The sequence below is a fragment of the Prochlorococcus sp. MIT 1300 genome, assembly GCF_034092375.1.
GTDB lineage: Bacteria > Cyanobacteriota > Cyanobacteriia > PCC-6307 > Cyanobiaceae > MIT-1300.
In genome coordinates this window covers 1071827-1092370 of sequence record NZ_CP139302.1, presented here as the reverse complement: position 1 = coordinate 1092370, position 20544 = coordinate 1071827, and the positions used below count along the sequence as shown (strand labels likewise).

Sequence of the window (20544 nt, the reverse complement as noted above, 5' to 3'; positions counted from 1 at the left end):
GCGCACTCCTTAGACTGAACCCTAAGAGGTTGTTTATCGATCTCATTTCAGGACCCATTCAGGGGGCGCAACTTTGATTAATGCCAGTCTTAATTGGGCCAGTATTTATGGCATCGCTCTCATGGTTTGTGGGGCGGGCCTTTATTTCATGCGGTCTTTCAAGCCTGCTCTGGCGCGTGATTACGATGTCTTCTTTTCCGCTATAGGTCTTCTTTGTGGAGGCATCCTTTTAGTTCAGGGATGGAGGCTGGATCCAATATTGCAGTTCGGGAATTTTCTTCTTACTGGAACTGTAATTTTCTTTGGATATGAAAGCGTTCGTTTAAGAGGTGTCGCTACTGATCAGGCGCGACGCTCTTCTTACTTTGACGAAGATCAACCTCCCCCTTCTATGGGCGGAGGTGGCTTTAATGATCGTTGGGAGGACTCTTACGATCAACTTGAAGAACCTCAGCAATTCCGGAGAAGATTCACTGGGCAGATGAATGACACCTCTGATTCATCAGAGGAGGATTTTTATAGGCCTCGCAGAACATCAAGAGCAGCTATTCCTGAGGAGGCAGCTAGCAGGAGGAGACCTTCTAGATCCGAAGCTGAACCTTGGCGAGAACAGTCAGAAAGATCAAGGCGGATGGCTAGATTTGGCCGTCAGAACGATGAATCTGAAAGTAGTCCAAGTTTTGGAGAGAGAAGAAGCCTGCGCCAAGATCAAAGGCGTGGGAGTAGGCCATCTCCTAATCAACAAACGACTCGTCGTAGCTCATCAGCTGACACAGAAGGATCACCCAGGCAGAGGGATTTGTCTTCGACATCATCAGGCACATCTAGATCTCCTAGGGGAGCTTCAATGAGACGATCTGTTGAGGATGCAGCCTTTTCACCTTCTAACCCTCGAGCCATGGGTTCAAGAACAAATCAAGATCAAAATTCATCTGTATCTAGATCAAGCCAAACTCCAACATCCGTTAGGTCAGATTCGCCTCAAAGTCGATCAACTCCTAGACAAATAAGACCCAGGGATAACAGCTCTCGCTTTGACGACTGAAATTGAATTTTGCTGCTTTTGTTGGCATTTCAACTATTGCTTGCCTGCTAGGTCTAGCTGGCTGCTCTAATAGAGTTATTAGTACTTCTAGTGGCCTATTTGATAGAAGTGAGCAAGAACCGGCTTTAAGCGGTGATGGTCAGAAAATGGCTGTAATTGTTGATCAGCTTGGCAGGCCTACGGTTCAATTGCGAGACCTAAGAAATGGGAATCTTCTTGACCTAAAAAATCTTTCTAGGAATCAACCGCATAGTTCACCTTCTTTGAGTTGGAATGGGCGTTATTTGGCTGTAATAACTCAAAGAGGTAACAAACGTGTTGTGGTGATTCAGGATCGATTAACAGGACGTCTCCATCCACTCCCATTGATAGGTCAACGTTATCCAATTCGAGTGAGCTTGGCTCCTGATGCTCGTCAGATCGCTTTACAAGTAGCTGTTCAGGGAAAGTGGCGGATTGAGCTTTTTGATTTGACTAAGACTCTCGAGCCTGATGAGGCTGCTGGACTTCGTCTTCTCACTCCGCAAATTGAGAGGACGCAATGAAATTTGCAGCTAATTCGCCTCTTAACATTGCTTTCTATTTTCTACTTTTCAATTCTCTTTTGAGTGGATGCTTAGGAACCAGTATTAAGCCAGTGAATAACTTGAATAGGGTTCTTTTGCGTTCTTCTTATAGTCAGAGGGAGCCATCGTTAGGGGTTCGTTGGCTAGCCATGTTGGTCAACCAACAGGGAAAGGACAGAATCTTTTTAGTAGATTTACGCACTCAAAGAATTGTTCCTCTTCCAGGGTTGAATCGCCCTGACTCACAACCCATTAGCGTTAGTGTAAGTGCTAATGGAGACCGTCTTGCATTGGTTCGACAGCGTGATGACCAGACTGAATTGTTGGTTTACCGTCGAACGGTAGGTTCGCTGGAGAGATTACAAATTTCACCTAAAGGTATTCCACGTTTAGTTAGCTTGAGTGCTAATGGGAAACGTTTGGCAGTCCAAGTCAGTAGAGAAGGACGATGGGATGTGGATTTGATACGTTTTTGATGCGTTATGTGTTTTAAGGGATCAGACCTGCCCAGTGCAAGAACGTATCTTGACTGAATAGCTCTACTAAGAGAAGTGCTATAAATCCAACCATGGCAAATCGCCCGTTAATTCTTTCGGCATAACCACTCCAGCCAAAGACAGGAATGTCTTTAGTGGTAGCACTTGTTGAGGGCGGTTGAGGTGCTCGATCCTCTATTGATTGTTTTTCCTCAGGGAGAAGTTCAGAATTGTCATTAAGGTCTTGATTGGTTGATGTAGGCATTGAACCAGTGTTAAGAGTGGCCAATTTCATAGCTTTTTGCCGGTATTAGACGCCAGCTGCCGTCTCCTACCAGCTCGAGCACACTTTGATGAAAGTCTATAAGGGTTGGTCTATGCCCAACACTTACTACTGCTAGATCCCTCGCTTTTAAAAGCTTGTAAAGATGTTCCTCCGTTTTAACATCTAATGCACTAGTCGCTTCATCTAGCACTGCAAATCTAGGTGCGTTGAGGAGTAGTCGCCCGAATGCCAATCGTTGTTGCTCACCTAGTGAAAGAATCCTGGGCCAGTCTTGTTTGACGTCAAGATCAGGATATCTTTCTACTAGTTTGTGAAGGTTAACCTCATCTAGTACAGCTCTAAGTTGATCATTGCTAAATCGACTTTCTTCTGTTGGATAGCAAAGTTGCTCTCTCAAAGAACCAAGCAACATGTAAGGTTTTTGTGGAATGAATAACAAATCTCCAGTTTTCGGCCTTTCTACATTGCCTTTTAGTGGTTGCCATAAGCCGCTAATCATGCGTAATAATGATGTTTTACCACAGCCAGATGGTCCAACTACAAGAACTCTATCTGCTTGACCAACACTAATACTTAGATCACGTATTATTGGTTCTTCTCCACCTGGTGCATATAGATCCGCGTTGTTAATTAATATGGCTTTGCTATTAGTTGCTTTGGGAATACCTTCTTGTATTGCTTTATGACTAACTTGCTCGATTTTGGACTGGAAACCTTCTAGCCTACTAATTCCAGCTGTGAATTTTGCAAGTTCTTCTATTTGGTTGACGACAAAAAATAATGAACCTTCTACCATCCCAAATGCAAAATTTGCTTGAATAAATCCACCATAATCAATCTCCCCAGCAAAGTATGGCACTGCCATTACTAAATAAGGAAAGAAGTTTCCTGCATAACCTATTGATCTTCTCATGACATCTATAATTACTCGCCATATTATTAAAAGGTTGAAATTACGAATTACCTCAGTAAGCCTTCTTACTGTTTCTGCTTTTTCCGGCCTTTCTCCAGAATAAAAAGCTATTGACTCGGCATTATCTCTTACATGGACCAAGCCATATCGAAAATCGGCTTCATACCGCAATTGATCATAGTCAATTCTTACAAGATTTCTTCCTGCTATAATTAATACAGAAGTGGCAAATATGGCATAACCGAAGAGTGAAAGAGTTAGTCTTGTGCTAATACTCCAGAGGATAAGTATGTTTAGTGAAAAGGTTAGCAATGCGTCAAATATGCCAAGAGTAAATTGGAGACTTTGGCCAGTAAAGGCTCTAGTGTCGTCAGTAATCCGCTGATCGGGATTATCTACATCTGTGGCTTGTTCATCATTTGGATTGAGTACATAATATGCTTTATTATTCATGTAATCTCCAATTAGGCTGCGTGAAAGCCATTCGCGCCAAATTATTCCAAGTTTGAGGGTGAAAAATATTTGAGAAACACGTATGGGCAATGCAGCTACAAAGCAACATGCGTATATCCCTAGAATTTTATAGAAATTCTCTTCTTGCATAGCAACAAGGGAATTGGTTAGATCTCTTGCGATAAATCCAATGCCTGCATTTATTCCATTTACTGCTAAAAGCATTAGGACTATTACTCCTAATAGGAACCAATGCAGCCAACGTCTATTTCTTAGCTGCTGGCGCATTCCAAAGAAACTTGCTGACCCGATGATGAATAAACCGGAGAAAGCTCCACCCCACCAGGTACTCCAAATTGTTTTAATTGTGTTGCTAACCCCCGTTAGGTAATTATCAGTAAGTTCTGGTCGGAATTTCGCCAGAATTTCAATCAATCCTGTTAGAGATACGAGTACCAAGCCCCCTACACAGAAAAGGAGGGAAATCAGTAACCAACAAAATTGCCAACCATTGGCTTGGTCAAGAGGTAGAAAGAATGGTTGAGCTAAGCGTCTTAGCTTGCCTAGCTGATCCCCCAGGCCATTAGGCCGACTGGTAACTGGTGTTGTCATGGGAATATCACCAACAATTATTCATAGTGCTGTTTTTGTGAGCCTTTTAAAGGCTTCTACGTTAGTAGATCACTTTTTGTAGAGGATCAAAATTGAGCATTGAACCTTTTGTATTTTTACTTGAGACAAGTAATGCGATTGTTCACGGCATTCAACATGGCTTCTCTTTCTAGTGGGGGTACTGGCAGGGAAAGTAATTCGTCGATTAAGTCAATTCTCCAGAGCAGCTGACTGTTTGTGTCCTTAGGACGTGCGTGTTTGAAGTGAATTCCCTTTTGGAAAAGGTCTTTTTGTTGGTCGAGTTCTTCATGAGAAATGCCTAAATATTCCAGCAGCTCGTTTGTAGAGAACCATAGTTCTTGCTCCATGTATTGTGCATTATCGCGCTTTGGGTCATGAGGCGTTTTGGTTTTTTTCATTCTTTCTTTTTGTTATTGATACCAAGCATCGCTCTGGTTCTTCTTATTGCAAGTCTTTCGTGTTTCTAACAATGGACTTGCAATAAGAAAAATTCTGAGAAGTCCAGTTTGGCATTCTATTTTGCTAATTGTGATACCGAAAAAGCCATGCATCGAATTTGAATAATGGCTTTTCACCTCTGGTTTGTGAATTAATTAACTTTCAGGATTTATCCTGGTGGCCATTTAAGTGCTCTTCCCCCGATTAAATGTACATGGAGATGGAAAACGGTTTGTCCAGCCTCAGACCCAGTGTTGATTACAGCTCGCCAATCTTTTAAACCTTCTTGCTTGGCAATTTTGGTTGCTGTTATTAGTAAATGACCTAGTAGTGACTCGTCTGCTTCTGTTGAGCTATTAAGGCTTTCCAGTCTTTTCCTTGGTATAATTAATATGTGCACTGGCGCGACGGGTTGAATGTCACGAAAGGCAAGGCATAGCTCGTCACTAAAAACTGAATCACAAGGAATCTCTCCGCTAAGTATTCGATCAAAAACCGTATCTTCAGGCATGTGTGTAAATTAGTCAAGAAAGAACATTAAATTATTGGGAGATAATCTTAATAACCTCCCAATAATTTAATTAGGGTATTCACTTTAATATGCGAGCAAAAAATTTACTATTGATAGCATATCTTTTTTGTTTGGTTGCTAGGGCCTAGCCTAAAAATAAGATTTTGTGGACTTTTCTGTATATGGCTGAGGTCCTATTGGTGGTGGCAAGTGTCTTTCTCCACTTGGATTGCCAAGGGTGAATTCAAGTGCCTCTGATAGCCAGTGGCGAAGATTCTTAAGGTTGTTTGCCATGACCTGATCACAATGCAACTATCTACATTGTGTTTCCTCTTGAGTGATGGAGGCAACGAGTAATTACACCGATCTTATTGGATGTACTCAGAACAAGGGAGGCGTTAAGAACTTAGATTTTTTAGGCTGTTTGTCTTCTTCAACGTCTTCTACGACGCTGCTGGGCTTTACGCTTGTACTTCTCAATAGGCGTTTCGTGGTGGCGGAGCCGCTTTAGATCCGCAAATATCCCAGCCTTTGAGACTTGGCGTTTGAAGCGACGCAGGGCCGATTCAATACCTTCATTTTCGCCAACCGTGACCTGAGTCATGCAGTAGTTAAATTTCTTTAGTGGACAAATTTAGCAATTCGACTGATTTATTGGATAGTGCGGACATCTTTTTGATTGAAACCGTGTTCTTTCAACTCTTGGTTTAGGTTTTCCTGGTCAGTGACACGGTCAACAAAAAGAACCCCATTCAGGTGGTCCATCTCGTGTTGAATGCATCTTGCGACTAGTCCATCGGCATTCATTTTTCTAGGTCTTCCCATCTCGTCGCGAAAACTAAGCTTGATCTCCGAAGGCCTAACAACATTGAGGTATACCCCTGGGATACTCAAGCAGCCTTCTTCGTAAGTTTCTATAGCTCCGCTATATCCGATTATCTCAGGATTGATAAGTACGAGTGGGGGTGTAGTCGGGTTTTCTAGATCTAGATCAATAACTAATAGCTGTTTATGAATTCCAACTTGGGGAGCTGCAAGTCCAATACCTTTGGCCGTATACATGCTTCTAAGCATGTCACGTGCTAAGTCTCTAATTTGATCATCCACCTTACTGATTCGTTTTGCTGATTGGCGTAATACCTTGTTCCCAAGGGTATGGATTGCTAGAGGAGATGTCTCCAGAGGTTCTTTGGAAACAAGAATCGATGCCTTGGCCTTTTCGGCATTTCTTGCAAGCTGAGCAAAGCTTTTAGCCAAGGAACGTCTCGGAACTAGTTTTAATGATCTTAATCAGTTGAGAGCATCCTTTTTTCGTGAAGTGAATGAATCGCAAAATGTCTGACTTGTCTTATTCCAAACCATTTGCCCAGCCCCTTTCAGCTGCAGTTGCTCTGAGCCGGACAGTTGTTCTTAAGGAACCTCAGTTAATTGGTAATTGGGTGCTGTGGTTAGAACAAAGGCCGAATGAAGGAGGAAGGACTACTGCGCTAATTAGACCTTGGGGTCTTACTGCTTCCGCAGGTCAGGAGTTGACCCCTGCACCTATGAATTTGCGGACTCGGGTACATGGTTATGGAGGAGGCGTTTTTGCTGCGGAAAGTTTTGAAAATACTTTGCTTCTTGTTTGGATTAATAATGAAGATGGATGTGTTTGGACTCAGAGTTGGGAGGGCTTGACAGATTCAGCACATTTGCAGAATCCTTGGCTCAGTCCTTGCGAACCTTCTTTACGCCTTTCTTCACCTGGAAAGGGATTATTTGCTGATGGTCTTATTGATATTTCTCGTAATCGTTGGATTGGAGTGATGGAGTATGAAGATAAAGATTTTTTGGTCACTTTGTCACTTTCAGCTAGAGACCAAACACCAAATGCTTTGCATTTTCCAAGAGATTTTTTAGGTTATGCGGCTTTAAGCCCAGATGGAGGTCAATTGGCCTGGGTTGAATGGCAGCAACCACATATGCCTTGGGATGCAAGTCAACTTTGGTGGGGGGAATTTGATCAGTTGGGTGCACTTCAAAACAAGCGTTTATTGGCAGGTAGTGGTAGTGGCCAAAACCCAATAATTAGTCAGTCGGTGTTTCAACCTTTCTGGTCTTCCCAAGGAGAATTAGTTGTTGCGGAAGACAGCACCGGATGGTGGAACTTGATGATTTCAAATGAGGCTATACAGCCTAATAAGGCACCTGAGTGGAGTAAGCCTTGGCCTATGAAGGGAGAGACTGCAATGCCTCAGTGGGTATATGGAATGAGAACCTCTGCAGCAGCTGGGGAGGGGTTGGTGGCTGCAGTCTGTAAGGAAGGGCAGTGGCATTTAAATCTGTTGACCAAAGATGGACATATTCATGAGATTGACCAGCCTTTTGATGATTTATCAGGTATCAATGCACAGTCATCTGGACGCGCAATTGCAATAGCTAGTAATTCTTTTACAGGTAGTGGATTGTTAGAAATTGATTTAACTACAGGAAATTGGGACCACAGTCCTATGAGCCCATCTGTTCTTGCCTTTTCAGAAGTAAGTTTACCAGAATCATTTTGGTTTGAAGGTTTTGGCGGCAAGTTGACCCATGCTTGGTATTACCCACCTTCTAATGAGGTTTTCTCAATACCTCCTTTATTAGTTAAAAGTCATAGTGGCCCAACTGGCATGGCAAGGAAAGGAATAAGCTTGGGGATTCAGTTTTGGACCTCCAGAGGTTGGGGGGTTGTTGATGTTAATTATGGTGGCTCTACTGGATTTGGTCGAAGTTATCGAGAAAGGTTGATTGGGGGTTGGGGCGAAGTGGATTCTTTTGATTGTGCTTCTGCTGCGGAGGCTTTAATTAAAGAAGGTAAGGTTGACCCAGACCGTATAGCAATAGAAGGTGGAAGTGCTGCTGGTTTTACTACCCTTGGCTGCCTTTGCTTCTCTGAAGTGTTTAGGGTTGGTGCTTGCCGTTATGCTGTAAGTGACTTAACTGAAATGGCAAAAGCAACGCATAGATTTGAAGCTAAGTATTTAGAATCTCTTGTTGGACCTTGGCCTATAGCAAGTAATTTATACGAAAGCCGGTCACCATTATTTAATGCGCATAGGATAAAATGCCCAGTAATCTTTTTTCAAGGTTTAGAAGATAAAGTAGTCCCTCCTACTCAAACAGATGACATGGCATCTGCATTGATTGAAAACGATATTCCTGTGGAGGTACATACTTATGCCTCAGAAGGTCATGGTTTTAGAAATAGTAATGTGCAGGTAAAGGTTTTGGAGTGCACCGAACGGTTCTTTAATTCTCATCTAGATATTTAACTATGTGCTTTAAGGAAGTTAATTGATTCAATTAACTCTTCTTTGAAGAGATCTATTTCCTCTATAGTTGAGGTGAAATTAAGGCTAGCTCTTGCCGTTGAAGTGACTTCATAGTGTCGATGAAGTGGCTGACAGCAATGATGCCCACTTCTAATACAGATACCATTTTCATCCAACAAGGTTGCTATATCGTTTGAATGTAATCCAGGAACATAAAATGTCGCCAGGACCCCACGATTTGATTGTTGTTGGGGTGAAGGCCCAAGGATTTTGATGTTATCTATACTTGATAAACTATTAAAAAGATAATTGGTTAGGGTTTTTTCCCAACTATGAATATTATCTAATCCAATACCCTGTAGATAAGAAAGTGCTTCTCCCATTCCGATTGCTTCACCAATAGCTGGTGTTCCTGCTTCAAATTTGTGAGGTAGTTCTGCCCAACTGCTTTGATCAAGAAATACTTCTTGAATCATTTCGCCCCCACCTAAGAAGGGTGGCATTGCCTCAAGGATCTCTTCATGGCCCCAGAGGAAACCAATGCCAGTAGGTCCACAAAGTTTGTGTGAGGATCCAACTAGGAAGTCGATATCTAAAGCGCCTACATCAATAATTTGATGGGCAAGGCTTTGACAAGCATCAACTAAAACAAGAGCACCTACTTTATGAGCTAAAGTAGCAACTTCACTAATTGGATTGCAGCAACCAAGAGTATTACTGATATGTACCAAGCTTACAAGACGAGTGCGTTCATTTAGTTTTGAACTTAGATCTGCTATGTCTAACTCCCCACTGGGGGTTATACCTACATGGCGTAAAATACATCCTGTGCGTTTAGAAAGAAGTTGCCATGGCACAAGATTGCTGTGATGCTCCATCAAGGTGAGCAGGATCTCATCACCTTCTTTAATAACATTATCCCCCCAAGAACGAGCAACTAAATTGATTGCTTCAGTAGCATTGCGAGTGAAAAGTATTTCCTTAGAAGATTTTGCCTTTATAAAGTTGGAGGTGATTTCTCTGGCTCCTTCAAAGGCTTCAGTGGCTCTTGCGCTTAGTTGATGGGCGCCTCGGTGAACATTGGCATTGTCATTCTTGTAGTAATTCTCAAGTGCGGTAATAACACTTTTAGGTTTTTGCGTAGTTGCGGCATGATCAAGATAAATTAGTGAACGCTCACTTGAAAAATTACTTGTTAACAGTGGAAAATCTTCCCTGGCTTTTTCTGCTGGATTTTGTTTGGCTTCTGACATCACAAGATATTACCTAGTATATGCTCAAGTGTCTTCCAACGTTCAGCTTCTGCTGGAAGTTTTTGTAAGATTTCTTGGCAGTAACCTTGCAAAAGAAGTTGTGTTGCTTGTTTGATTTCTATTCCCCTACTGCGCATATAAAATAGCTCTTCTTCTTGTAGTTGACTCACGGTTGCACCATGGGTACAGCGAACATCATCAGCAATAATTGCTAGCTCTGGTTTCGTGTCAATTTTTGCTTTACTGGAAAGCAACAGATTTTTGCTTAGCTGTGAAGCATTAGTTTGTTGTGCAGCTCTGGGAACATTGATTGCACCATTGAAAATAGAATGAGAGTGTCCAGTCGCTAAAGATTTTTGTAGTTGCTCTAGCTGACCAGATGGTCCGTTAAAAGTTATGTTCGAATGGGTCGCAAGTTGTTGATTGTTTTGAGAAATCTGAAGCCCTTGCAGTGTTGTAAATGCTTGTCCTTCTAATTGACTGATTCGAGGTTCGAATCTAGACAGTGACCAGCCATGATGCACTGATGTTAATGAGTAGTGACTACGAGTATCCTGCGTAACTGCTAGGTTTGCAATTAAACTTGCTGCTCCACCCCCAATAGCGAGGAGGCCATGGTTAAGTTTGGATTCTTGGCTTAAATGTATTTCCGTTAGATGACTTTGAGCAGAATTATGTGACCCAAGATTTACTTGTAGAAGGTCTAAATGAGCATTTTCTTCAAGTAAAAGTATAATTCTTGATGGCGTTAGGCTATTTTCATGACTTGGTATAATTAACTCTAGAGGAGGTAATTGTTGACCTGTAATCTTTAATCCAAGTACTTCTTCAGTAGTGGCATGATTCAGATAGATTGGCCAATCTGACTCACAAGAACATCTATTTAGAGTATTTCCAAGACATTGTTCGAGTTCTTCTTTCGTTAGAGGCGTTATTTCTGTTGGCCAATTGATTGAATTTATAGGGGAATTGACAGGATCAAGTATGACTCTAATTCCACAAGTTGCTTCTTCTGGTAGTATTTCAGATGCCCAGTTCTTATTCTTTTTTTGTTCTGCGTATATTGGAAGTCTTAATAGTTGCTTGAGTTGACTTAGATCTGTTAAGCGCCAAGCTTCTTGATTAGGGGAAGGCAGTTCTGTCTCTTGAAGCAATTGTCTGCCTCGTCTTTGTATTTTTTGAAGCGAACCCTTTGCAGTAGGTAAAGCTTCTATCCAATTTGGTTCGGAATTCATGATTACTTTATTGGCTTTTTAGACAGAACTTCATCAACCCACTCATAGCCTGACTCCTCTAATTCAAGAGCAAGTTCTTTCCCACCAGTTTTAAGAATTTGTCCAGCACCCATAACATGAACAAAGTCAGGAGTTATCTCATTTAGAAGCCTTTGATAGTGAGTAATTATTAATATTCCAGTATCTGGTTGGGACATTTGATTTACCCCTGAAGCGACAATCCTCAAGGCGTCTATATCTAGTCCGGAATCGGTTTCATCTAGGATTGACATGACAGGCTCAAGAAGTGCCATTTGTAGAATCTCATTTCTTTTTTTCTCGCCTCCAGAGAATCCTTCATTTACGCTCCTATCAAGAAACGCAGGATCCATTTGAACTATGTCGAGTCGTTCTCGTACTAGATCTTCAAATTCAAATGTATCCAGCTCTTCTAGTTCGCGTTGCATTCGTCGAGAATTGGTGGCTACACGCAAAAACTCCAGGTTGCTTACCCCTGGTATTTCTACTGGGTATTGAAAACTTAGGAACAGACCCATTCGAGCTCGTACCTCTGGCTCGAATTTCAGGAGGTCTTCCCCTAAATAAGTAACTTTCCCTGAAGTAACTAGGTATTCAGGGTGCCCAGCCAATACTTTTGAGAGGGTGCTTTTACCGCTTCCATTGCGCCCCATAACAGCATGTATTTCTCCAGACCTTATTTGGAGATTTACTCCCTGCAGGATAGGTTGATCCTCCACTTTGGCGTGGAGGTCAGAAATGTCGAGAATGATTTTGGAGTCTGCTCTTATCACTTAAAAGTAGAAAAATGTTGGAAACAAGAATGAAGGGTTTGTAAATGTCGGTTTTAACCTACTGAACCCTCCAATTTTATTGCGAGAAGCTTGTCTGCTTCAGCTGCAAATTCCATCGGCAATTGATTAAAGACATCTCTGCAAAAGCCACTTACCATCATTGAAATTGCTTCTTCAAAACCAATACCTCTACTTTGCAGGTAGAACAATTGTTCTTCTGAAATTCGGCATGTACTTGCTTCGTGTTCAATATTGGCTTGTGGTTGTTGAGAACGAATATATGGAAAGGTATTGGCAGCAGCTTGATCACCAATCAACATTGAATCACATTGGCTGTAATTACGAGCGTCCTTTGCTTTGGGGCCTACCTGGACTAGGCCTCTATAACTATTACTAGATTTCCCAGCACTAATTCCTTTGCTGACAATGGTCGAACGTGTTTTTGGTCCAACATGGATCATTTTTGTTCCTGTATCTGCTTTTTGTAGGTTGTTTGTTAAAGCTACTGAATAAAACTCTCCTATAGATGATTCTCCTTGGAGTACACAACTTGGATATTTCCAGGTTATTGCCGAACCAGTTTCGACTTGTGACCAGCTAATTTTGCTTCTGTCGCCCCGACAGTGTCCACGCTTAGTTACAAAGTTGTAGATACCTCCTATCCCTTTTTCATCTCCTGAATACCAGTTTTGAACTGTTGAGTATTTGATGGAAGCATCATCTAGGGCTATGAGTTCCACCACGGCTGCATGCAATGTATTTGTGTCAAACATTGGCGCAGTGCAGCCCTCTAGGTAGCTAACTGATGAAGCTTCCTCTGCAATTATTAATGTTCTTTCAAATTGACCGGTATCCCCTGAATTAATTCTGAAATACGAGGATAATTCCATTGGACACTCAACTCCTTTAGGTATATATACAAAAGATCCATCACTGAAAACTGCAGAATTTAGAGCTGCAAAAAAATTATCATTAATTGGAACTACACTTCCTAAATATTTTTCGATAAGTTCAGGATAGTTGTTTACAGCTTCACTTATTGAACAGAAAACAACACCATCTTCTGCCAGTTTCTCCTTATATGTTGTTGCAATTGAAACACTATCAAAGACAGCATCTACGGCAACATTGCTGAGTCTTTTTTGCTCACTTAATGGAATTCCTAGCTTCTCAAATGTTTCGAGTAGTTTAGGGTCAACTTCTTCTAGGCTCGCTTTTTTTTGAGTTTGTTTTGGAGCAGCGTAGTAAATTATGTCTTGGTAATCTACTTTCTTGTACCCTAGATCAGCCCAATTTGGCTCTTCCATTGTGAGCCATTTACGATAGGCCTTTAAGCGAAATTCGAGTAAAAAGCTAGGTTCTTGTTTCTTCTCGGATATCAACCTAATGACTTCTTCGCTAAGTCCTTTCGATATTTTCTCAGTCTCTATATCAGTTACAAAGCCATATTTATAAGGCTGCGATACGAGTTCATTAAATGTGTTTTGGCTTGTCATGATTTCAATCTTGGGAATTTCAAGCGTTTTGGTCAAAAAGGTGTAGATGCCAGTTCGTCATAACTTGTTTGAGGTGTTTGTTTGTCACGGTGACTTAGGCAAAGTGGCTCTGGATTTAAGTGGAATCAGCTTATTAATGCTTTTTGGTCACCCTAATAGAACCGTTTGTGGCAAGGAGCTGTCTCAATGAATGACTTGTGAACAGTGTTCCGTGCATGGTTTGGGAGCCAGGTTGCTAAATCACGAGAAATTACGAAACAAAGTTGTTTCGTAGTATGAGCCTAGGGCAAGGGCCTTGCAAAAAAAGGGACCTTGTCATTCTGCCCCTTATGTAGTCACTTCGGAAAAATATGGATAGCTCTTGCTACATGCTATCTTTTTTTGAGTTTGCTAGTTTCTCAAGAACCTAGAGGCTGACTTGTTTTTAGTCGATTTGTTTAGGTGTCTTTTACCTCGGAACATCAAACGAATTTCTCTATTTAGATAACCATTCGCTATGTCTATTGAGGTCTTACCCTTTAGGAAGAGCTAGTTTTTGTTTACATCTTTTACCCTGATGCGCGCAAAGGGCCAAGCTCCCACTCGGGAAGCAATATTGACTCATCTCCTTAGGTTGGGGGAAAGCACTGCTTTAAAACTCTCTGGTGCTGTAGGGGTTTCAGTTCAGGCTATGCGTAGGCATCTTCGTAGTTTGGAAGAGGATGGTTTTGTTGTATCGAGTGCAATTGTCTCTCAAGGGCCTGGGCGACCATTCAATGCTTGGCAGCTTACTAAGCAAGGACATAATTATTTTTATGAAGGCAATGAGGGGTTTGTGGTTGATTTACTGCGCACCATGAAAACCAGATTTTCGCCTGAAAGTATTAATGTTTTATTGAATACTCAAGCCTCTAATAAGGCAAATGAATACAGGAGCTTAATAGGCTCTGGCACTGTTAGTGATAGACTTTCAAGGTTAATTGAATTACGGCGTAAGGAAGGATATATAGCTGAATATGAACCCGGAAAGGATGGGCGAAGTTGGTATATGAATGCATTTTATTGTTCAATAAGGAATGTTGCAAAAGAGCATCCTATTATTTGCGACCAAGAATTACAGACGATTCGACAGACTTTTCCAGATTGTTTGGTTGAGAGAGTTCACTGGCGGATTGAATGTGGACACTCATGTGGCTTCCAGATCACACCAGTTTAAGTAAATGGCGAATAAAATTCCTCACAATCAAGGCACACTTTCTGAGGAAGAGATGGAAAAAATTGATTCAACAAATCTTCCTCTCATGGATAGGCACTATTTAAGATTACTCGCTCATTGCTTGAATTGTTTTAAGTCTATAGCACTTGAGAAAGGAATGACTTTAGGCAGTTTGCCAAACAGTAGAGAACGCTATGAGTGGTGTTTGAAGCAAGCAGCATTTGCTTCAGAGAAGACATTTATACCTATTTTTCTAGAGCAATTAGAGGTTGCTGCGGCAAAGCTAAATTTAATAGCCACGGACCATGCAATTAGTCCATTAGAACTTGATTTGAGTGATTTAATAACTTCTAGGCATCTTTTTAAGAACGCTCTCAATAATTAACTTGTTTGTAAGTTAGTTTGCAATTCTGCTTGTCTATGGAGTGTCTTGACTGACGATTCCCAAATCAGATCTCAAAATGATTTCTTTGCAAGGTATCCGGGATCGCATTGGCTTGGATCAGTTGCTGTGATGTGATGCGCGATTATGTGCTTAGAGGCACAAATGCTTGTTGTACTGGTTTCCTCGCTAAAGCTTTGCCCCACAGGCGTTTTGGGCTCCTTGGTATTTGAGTCCCGCTCTTCTTGCACTTCATTGGAGTCAGTAGATGCTGACCACTAGGGCTTCTAGAGATGGTTGTATTCCACAATGATCCCGAACAAAAACGGAGTGCCTTGAAACGTGACTGAAGAGCTGAATACCCTGTCACGTTTAACGTTGCGTCAGCTTCGCCATAAGGCTAGTGATTTAGGAGTGTCTTTATATAGTCGTAAAAGCAAAGCGACCTTAATAAAAGAGATCTTCAATCTTGAGCAAAAAAAGAATGCTGTAGATCATTCCTTTAATTCGTTTTGGAGGGCACCAGCCAAAAAGGATCCTGAATTAGGTGGTTATAACGATCCCCAAGGGGGGAGCAAAGTTGTTTTTCTTCCTAGAGATCCTGAGTGGTCATATGTGTTTTGGGAGATTTCTGAGTCAGATCGCAAGCGAGCTTTAGCGAGAGGTGCAAGTCGCCTATGTCTGCGTTTGTCAGATGTCACAGGTATTACTGATGGCACTGCCCATCCACATGCTCTTCAGGAGGTTCAGGTTGATAGCCATAACACAGAGTGGTACCTGCCGATCCCAATGAGTGATCGTGAGTATCGAGTGGAACTTGGCTATCGCTTAGCTAATACTTGGATTTCTTTGGCTTTTTCTTCAGTAGCCAAGGTCCCATCCCTACATCCAAGTAGCCAAATATTGGATCAATTTGTTCCGTTTAGCTTGGAGTCAACTGCGAGCCCAGTTAGTGCCCCTATTACTCCATCAACTCCTGAATCGAAAGATATTGGCTTACACGAGAGGCTCTATCAAAGTGCCACTAGTCATTATCGTAAAACTCGAGTTGGCTCAGAAGAGTTTCAGGAGCATGAATTTGCAGAAGGAGGACTGAATCAGTCAGGAGCTGGCCTTTGGGCTAGTGGTCGTAATGAGTCTGGCATTGGTGGTGTTGTGCCTAGGAACCGGTCTCTTTGGCTTGTGGCAGATTCAGAATTAATTGTTTATGGAGCAACAGATCCTGCTGCACGATTAACTATTGGTGGAGAAGAAGTTCCTCTTTCTAGTGACGGTACTTTTAGATTGCAAGTTCCTTTTAGAGATGGTCAACAGGAATATCCAATAGAGGCTACGGTTACTGATGGTTCTCAAAAGCGAAATATCACGATGAAATTTCAGAGAGACACACCTGTAGATAATACAAATCCTAAGGAACAATCTCAGGCTGAATGGTTTTAATCTCAGATTTTAAGTTGAGTATGTTGAAGACATTTGTAGCGACCACTCCTCTATTAGGAGCGATTCTTTTCCCATTAGTCGTCCCTTTTATTATGGTCCGCATAGGGATAGGTGCGGGTGTGTTGGTGGCGTTGATTCTTAGTAGTTTTTGGTTCGTGGCAATGTTGCGAACATCAGAGATGCCCCATTGATTCTTATGGAAAATTTCAACCCCGTTGCAAGGACTATTCGGTTCAATGTTCCTTTTAAGGATCAGAAGCCAGGAACCTCTGGCTTAAGAAAGAGTACTAAGCAGTTTTTAGAGCCACACTATCTTGAGAGTTTTGTTGAATCGATATTTAGGACTATTCATGGAGTGAATGGCGGGACTCTTGTGTTAGGGGGTGATGGAAGATATGGCAATAGACGCGCCATTGATATCATTCTGAGGATGGCTGCCGCACACGGCTTTAAGAAGGTAATTACAACTATTGATGGTATTCTTTCGACACCTGCTGCTTCACATTTAATAAGGACCACAAAAGCTGTTGGTGGGATAATTCTCTCTGCTAGTCACAATTCAGGAGGTTTGGACGGAGATTTTGGGGTAAAAGTAAATGGCTCTAATGGCGGACCAGCATCTGAATCTTTAACTAATTCTATTTTTGATTGTACTAAAGATTTAGAAGACTACGTTATCCTTGAATGTCCTGCCATCTCATTAGATGCACCTGGAAAGTATTTGATAGGAGCTATGGAAGTAGAGGTGATTGATGGTGTGAAAGATTATCTAGATTTAATGCAAGGTATATTCGATTTTGATCGCATTAGTAACCTAATAACGCAAGATTTTCCAATTGTATTTGATGCGCTACATGCAGTCACTGGACCATATGCTGTTCGTTTATTTGAGCAAATATTGGGTGCTCCCTCTGGCACTGTGCGGAATGGTTTGCCTTTAGAAGATTTTGGAGGTGGACATCCAGATCCAAACCTTACCTATGCAAATGAATTGGCGAATCTTTTATTAAATGGCTCTAGTTATTCTTTTGGGGCTGCCTGTGATGGAGATGGAGATCGAAATATGATTCTTGGAAAAGCCTGCTTTGTTAATCCTAGCGATAGTCTTGCAGTTCTGGCTGCAAATGCACACTTGGTCCCGGCCTATTCAAGGGGTCTCTCTGGTGTGGCTCGTTCTATGCCAACCAGTTCAGCTGTAGATGTAGTTGCGAAAAAACTTGATATTCCATGCTTTGAAACACCAACTGGATGGAAGTTTTTTGGGAATCTGCTGGATGCCGGTCAAATCACTCTGTGTGGTGAGGAAAGTTTTGGTACTGGGAGTGATCATGTGCGAGAGAAAGATGGCTTATGGGCAGTGCTATTTTGGCTGCAAATCCTTGCCGAAAGGAATTGTTCCGTCGCAGAAATAATGAATGCTCATTGGATTAACTATGGCCGTCATTATTATTCACGCCATGATTATGAGGAGATACCATTAGAAGTTGCACATGGTTTATATGAGCGAATGGAAGGACTACTTTCTAACTTGGAAGGAAATTTATTTGCAGGTAAAATAGTTAAAAAGGCAGATAACTTTAGCTATACTGACCCAGTTGACAAATCTATAACTAGCGCTCAAGGCCTAAGAGTTTTATTAGAAGATGGAAGTCGAGTTATGTTGCGACTTTCTGGTACAGGAACAAAAGGAGCAACCTTAAGATTATATCTTGAGAAGTATTTGGTGGATAAGGAAAATCTTTCTCGTAACCCTCAAGAAGTCCTCTCTGATCTTATTAGGGAGATTGATGCCTTGGCTGAAATTGGTCAACGAACAGGAATGGATAAACCTACAGTAATCACCTGAGTTAATTCTTTTTTTAATCTTTGGGAGGAGCTTTTGGACGAAGATCTTTTCTCTTATAATATAAAAAAACAACTGCAAAGTAACGCTCCACTTGCCGATCGAATGAGACCAAAAACTCTTGAGGAGTTTGTTGGTCAAGGAGCCATATTGGCTGAAGGAAGGCTTCTTCGTAGGGCGATAGCTGCCGATCGTGTTGGTAATTTGTTACTACATGGACCGCCAGGTGTAGGAAAGACAACTTTGGCGAGAATTATTGCTGGTCATACTCGCTCTCATTTTGCAAGCTTGAATGCTGTTTTGGCAGGCGTAAAGGATTTACGCGAAGAAGTAACGTTGGCTCAGCAACGTTTAGAACGTAATCGGTTGAGAACTATTTTATTTATAGATGAGGTTCATAGATTTAATTCTGCACAGCAAGATGCTTTACTACCTTGGGTTGAAAATGGGACCCTTACACTCATAGGAGCAACTACAGAAAATCCTTACTTTGAAGTCAATAAGGCTTTGTTGAGTAGGTCCAGGCTATTTAGGCTTCAAAGTCTAGAAACTAGTGATTTGCATCGGCTTTTACTACGTGCAATTACTGATAGGGATTCAGGATATGGTTGCCGAGAAATAGAAGTTACTGATTCTGCAGCCAATCATTTGATTGATGTTGCTAATGGTGATGCAAGAATTTTGTTAAATGCTTTGGAATTAGCTGTTGAGAGCACCGCTCCTAATGAGAGAGGGTTGATATATATAGATCTTTCAATAGCTGAAGAATCTATTCAAGAGCGTGCAATCTTGTATGACAAACAAGGAGATGCACATTTCGATACTATTAGTGCATTTATTAAGTCCCTTAGAGGCTCCGATGCTGATGCGGCTATGTTTTGGTTGGCTCGCATGGTTGAAGCAGGAGAGAACCCTCGCTTCATTTTCCGTCGCATGCTAATTGCAGCCGCAGAAGATGTTGGATTGGCTGACCCTCAAGCAGTTGTTGTAGTCGAAGCTTGTGCAAGTGCTTTTGAACGAATTGGATTGCCAGAGGGTCTTTATTTATTAACGGAGGCAGCGCTGTATTTGGCTTGTGCAGAGAAAAGTAATAGTGCCCAGGGCTTTTTTGAAGCTTTGTGTACAGTGCGAAATGCCCAAAAACAAGATGTCCCAATACATCTAAAGGATGGGAATCGAGATCGAGAAGCCTTTGGTCATGGGGTTGGTTATAAATATCCTCATGCTTTTCAGGAACATTGGGTTGCACAACAATATTTACCAGATGCCCTTCAAGGAGAGGTTTATTGGAAGCCTGGTGGAAGCGGATGGGAAGGACTTCGTCGTTCAAAGATGCTTGAACGAAGGGCAGCTCAATTTGCGGCCTCAGCGTTATCAGTTCAAGAACATCCTTTCCTCTTAAGTAGTAGCCCTGGGATTCCCCATATGGAGAGATGGTTACGACGTCAACTCAGCTTGAATGGAGAAAGACTGCATTATCTTCGACAACGCTTATGGGCAAAAGTATCTTGGAAAAGATCAGATAGAGTTTTAGTTTTTGGTGAAGGAACTGCTCTTTGGTCTCTTGACCCATTAAGAGAGGTGCCAGAGGGAGGCGTAATGATTGTTTGTAGGGGGGAAGAAGAAAAGACACGTTTAAGTGCCCAATTTGACTTATTAGATTCTGTTCTCCAGCCGCAGATATTGACTGGTATTGACGACCTGTCAGATATTCCTAAGGAACATAAATTTGAATGGGTTGGAGGACGCTTGACTTATCAAGACCTTAATAATTTTGATGTCGATCAGGCTTGGTCGGCTATTAGTAGAAGATGCTTGGACAAGTCAGGCTTGAGAGTCCTTTTGAGTTATCCAACTATTGGAATAGCAATGGGTTTATTAGAATTAACTAAAAAAATTGAATTAGATCCAGGGTCTAGGGATTTAATATTAAGGCTATCCAAGCATGAAGAGGCTTGGTTAAAATCTTGTATGAAAAGGGAGGTTTTTCTTGGTAAATTAAAATACTTAGGTTGGAATATAATAAATATCGAAGAATGGCAGGAAGATCTTTCTTTGGAAATAGATGGATATTTAGAAAAGAGATGGCTTGATTGTAATGAGGCTTATCGCAAATCTCTAGATAAAGATTTACTGTCTTCCGAAATTGAAATCTTGCGGGGAGTTGTTCGTGGTTTATATGGGAGTAGACTTCCTCAAAAATTAACTCATCAATTGATCTTGGGATCTATGGCTTAGAAATAGAATTCTTAATCTTGAACTCTCAGAAATATTTTTCCTTGCACACCATTTTTT

20 protein-coding genes are annotated in these 20544 nt (G+C 41.6%); 10 read left to right on the top strand and 10 right to left on the bottom strand.

Going from position 1 to position 20544, the window contains the following annotated elements:
* The first annotated feature begins 73 nt into the window (after positions 1 to 73).
* The 3 genes from SOI83_RS05790 (at position 74) to SOI83_RS05780 (ending at position 2087) form a co-directional block, all read left to right on the top strand.
* Positions 74 to 1045: a Ycf66 family protein gene (locus SOI83_RS05790; RefSeq protein WP_320675704.1), complete on the top strand. Its 972-nt coding sequence runs from the start codon at positions 74 to 76 to the stop codon at positions 1043 to 1045.
* Positions 1046 to 1047: 2 nt separating this feature from the next.
* The gene (locus tag SOI83_RS05785) at positions 1048 to 1590 is read left to right on the top strand and encodes a TolB family protein (protein ID WP_414153395.1); all 543 of its coding nucleotides are present in this window, start codon (positions 1048 to 1050) and stop codon (positions 1588 to 1590) included.
* A 92-nt stretch (positions 1591 to 1682) separates the two neighbouring features.
* Positions 1683 to 2087 (top strand): hypothetical protein, encoded by a 405-nt coding sequence (locus SOI83_RS05780; RefSeq protein ID WP_320675703.1) that lies wholly within the window; start codon positions 1683 to 1685, stop codon positions 2085 to 2087.
* 13 nt (positions 2088 to 2100) lie between these two features.
* On the opposite strand, the gene SOI83_RS05775 is transcribed toward SOI83_RS05780, so the two are convergent.
* The 6 genes from SOI83_RS05775 to def all read right to left on the bottom strand — a co-directional run bounded on the left by SOI83_RS05775 (position 2101) and on the right by def (position 6578).
* Positions 2101 to 2352 carry a chlorophyll a/b-binding protein gene (locus SOI83_RS05775; protein ID WP_320677676.1) on the bottom strand — a complete coding sequence of 84 codons (252 nt, stop codon included), beginning with the start codon at positions 2350 to 2352 and terminating at the stop codon, positions 2101 to 2103.
* A 10-nt stretch (positions 2353 to 2362) separates the two neighbouring features.
* On the bottom strand, positions 2363 to 4351 hold the full coding sequence (locus tag SOI83_RS05770) for an ABC transporter ATP-binding protein/permease (RefSeq protein WP_320675699.1): 1989 nt from the start codon (positions 4349 to 4351) through the stop codon (positions 2363 to 2365).
* 116 nt (positions 4352 to 4467) lie between these two features.
* Positions 4468 to 4770, bottom strand: a complete 303-nt coding sequence (locus SOI83_RS05765) for a hypothetical protein (RefSeq protein WP_320675694.1) — start codon at positions 4768 to 4770, stop codon at positions 4468 to 4470.
* Positions 4771 to 4979: 209 nt separating this feature from the next.
* On the bottom strand, positions 4980 to 5321 hold the full coding sequence (locus tag SOI83_RS05760) for a histidine triad nucleotide-binding protein (protein WP_320675692.1): 342 nt from the start codon (positions 5319 to 5321) through the stop codon (positions 4980 to 4982).
* A 433-nt stretch (positions 5322 to 5754) separates the two neighbouring features.
* Complete coding sequence (gene rpsU / locus SOI83_RS05755) at positions 5755 to 5925, bottom strand: 30S ribosomal protein S21 (protein WP_006043142.1); 171 nt, start codon at positions 5923 to 5925, stop codon at positions 5755 to 5757.
* Positions 5926 to 5972: 47 nt separating this feature from the next.
* A complete protein-coding gene (gene def, locus SOI83_RS05750) occupies positions 5973 to 6578 on the bottom strand; it encodes a peptide deformylase (RefSeq protein WP_320675686.1) in 606 nt (201 codons plus the stop codon).
* A 77-nt stretch (positions 6579 to 6655) separates the two neighbouring features.
* On the opposite strand from def, the gene SOI83_RS05745 reads away from it, so the two are divergent.
* Positions 6656 to 8614 carry an alpha/beta hydrolase family protein gene (locus tag SOI83_RS05745; protein WP_320675681.1) on the top strand — a complete coding sequence of 653 codons (1959 nt, stop codon included), beginning with the start codon at positions 6656 to 6658 and terminating at the stop codon, positions 8612 to 8614.
* Here the strand turns inward: SOI83_RS05745 and SOI83_RS05740 are convergent.
* Genes SOI83_RS05740 through sufB form a run of 4 tightly spaced genes read right to left on the bottom strand, consistent with a single transcriptional unit; the run spans position 8611 to position 13389 of the window.
* Positions 8611 to 9867, bottom strand: a complete 1257-nt coding sequence (locus SOI83_RS05740; protein WP_320675677.1) for a SufS family cysteine desulfurase — start codon at positions 9865 to 9867, stop codon at positions 8611 to 8613. The genes SOI83_RS05745 and SOI83_RS05740 overlap by 4 nt on opposite strands.
* On the bottom strand, positions 9867 to 11102 hold the full coding sequence (gene sufD, locus SOI83_RS05735; RefSeq protein WP_320675674.1) for a Fe-S cluster assembly protein SufD: 1236 nt from the start codon (positions 11100 to 11102) through the stop codon (positions 9867 to 9869). The genes SOI83_RS05740 and sufD overlap by 1 nt, the downstream gene beginning before the upstream one ends.
* Positions 11103 to 11104: 2 nt before the next feature.
* Positions 11105 to 11893 carry a Fe-S cluster assembly ATPase SufC gene (sufC, locus tag SOI83_RS05730; RefSeq protein WP_320675673.1) on the bottom strand — a complete coding sequence of 263 codons (789 nt, stop codon included), beginning with the start codon at positions 11891 to 11893 and terminating at the stop codon, positions 11105 to 11107.
* 53 nt (positions 11894 to 11946) lie between these two features.
* Positions 11947 to 13389, bottom strand: coding sequence for a Fe-S cluster assembly protein SufB (sufB, locus tag SOI83_RS05725; protein ID WP_320675672.1), 1443 nt, complete (start codon positions 13387 to 13389; stop codon positions 11947 to 11949).
* 556 nt (positions 13390 to 13945) lie between these two features.
* Here sufB and sufR point away from each other — a divergent pair.
* The 6 genes from sufR to SOI83_RS05695 all read left to right on the top strand — a co-directional run bounded on the left by sufR (position 13946) and on the right by SOI83_RS05695 (position 20487).
* Complete coding sequence (gene sufR / locus SOI83_RS05720) at positions 13946 to 14584, top strand: iron-sulfur cluster biosynthesis transcriptional regulator SufR (protein WP_320675670.1); 639 nt, start codon at positions 13946 to 13948, stop codon at positions 14582 to 14584.
* Between the two features lie 4 nt (positions 14585 to 14588).
* Positions 14589 to 14969 carry a hypothetical protein gene (locus SOI83_RS05715; RefSeq protein ID WP_320675667.1) on the top strand — a complete coding sequence of 127 codons (381 nt, stop codon included), beginning with the start codon at positions 14589 to 14591 and terminating at the stop codon, positions 14967 to 14969.
* A gap of 339 nt (positions 14970 to 15308) precedes the next feature.
* A complete protein-coding gene (locus tag SOI83_RS05710) occupies positions 15309 to 16406 on the top strand; it encodes a DUF4912 domain-containing protein (RefSeq protein WP_320675664.1) in 1098 nt (365 codons plus the stop codon).
* On the top strand, positions 16397 to 16597 hold the full coding sequence (locus SOI83_RS05705; protein ID WP_320675662.1) for a hypothetical protein: 201 nt from the start codon (positions 16397 to 16399) through the stop codon (positions 16595 to 16597). The genes SOI83_RS05710 and SOI83_RS05705 overlap by 10 nt, the downstream gene beginning before the upstream one ends.
* Before the next feature lie 5 nt (positions 16598 to 16602).
* Positions 16603 to 18252: an alpha-D-glucose phosphate-specific phosphoglucomutase gene (locus SOI83_RS05700; RefSeq protein ID WP_320675660.1), complete on the top strand. Its 1650-nt coding sequence runs from the start codon at positions 16603 to 16605 to the stop codon at positions 18250 to 18252.
* Positions 18253 to 18285: 33 nt separating this feature from the next.
* Positions 18286 to 20487, top strand: a complete 2202-nt coding sequence (locus tag SOI83_RS05695) for an AAA family ATPase (RefSeq protein ID WP_320675658.1) — start codon at positions 18286 to 18288, stop codon at positions 20485 to 20487.
* Positions 20488 to 20544: the final 57 nt, after the last annotated feature.